1 protein-coding gene is annotated in these 860 nt (G+C 66.7%); it reads left to right on the top strand.

The genetic code is table 11. From position 1 onward, the window contains the following. On the top strand, positions 1-860 hold an 860-nt coding region (locus IE142_RS34930), incomplete at both ends, for a condensation domain-containing protein (RefSeq protein WP_229831221.1).

Here is an 860-nt window from a genome sequence, read left to right as displayed (position 1 = left end):
GACGGGTGGTCGTTGGGTCCGCTCGCTTCTGATCTCACGCGTGCTTACTCGGCGCGGGTGGAGGGGCGGGTGCCGGAGTGGCGTGCGTTGCCGGTGCAGTACGCGGACTACACGTTGTGGCAGAACGAGCTCCTGGGTGACCAGAACGATCCGGGGAGTCTGTTCGCCGCGCAGATCGGTTACTGGACGGAGGCGTTGGCGGGTCTGCCTGATCAGCTGACGCTTCCCACGGACCGTCCGCGTCCGGCGGTGATGACGTACCGGGGTGATTACGTCACGGTCGATATCGACGCGGATCTGCACCGGCGGTTGTCGGATGTCGCGCGGGCGTCGGGTGCGAGTCTGTTCATGGTGTTGCAGGCCGGTCTGGCTGCTCTGCTGTCCCGGTTGGGTGCGGGTGAGGATGTTCCGGTGGGCAGTCCGGTGGCCGGCCGCACCGATCAGGCGCTGGACGAGCTGATCGGGTTCTTCGTCAACACGTTGGTCCTGCGGACGGACACGTCCGGTGATCCGAGTTTCGCGGAGCTGATCGGGCGGGTGCGGGAGAGGAGTCTGGCGGCTTACGCGCATCAGGACGTTCCGTTCGAGTATCTGGTCGAGCTGATCAACCCGACCCGGACCCTGTCGCACCACCCGCTGTTCCAGGTCATGCTCGCCCTCCAGAACGCCCCCGAGGCGAGCTTCCGGCTCCCCGGCCTGACGGTCGATGTCGCTCCTGGGCGTACGGGCACGGCGAAGTTCGACCTGTTCTTCAGCCTCGCCGAGCAGCGCGGTGCCCACGGTGAGCCGCAGGGCATCAGCGGTGCCGTCGAGTACTCCAGCGACATCTACGACGCGTCCACCGTCCAGGCCCTGTTCGA

It is taken from the genome of Streptomyces mutabilis, assembly GCF_014649815.1.
Taxonomy (GTDB): domain Bacteria; phylum Actinomycetota; class Actinomycetes; order Streptomycetales; family Streptomycetaceae; genus Streptomyces; species Streptomyces mutabilis.
Note: the sequence above shows the minus strand (reverse complement) of the source record. Positions and strands in the feature narration are given on the sequence as shown.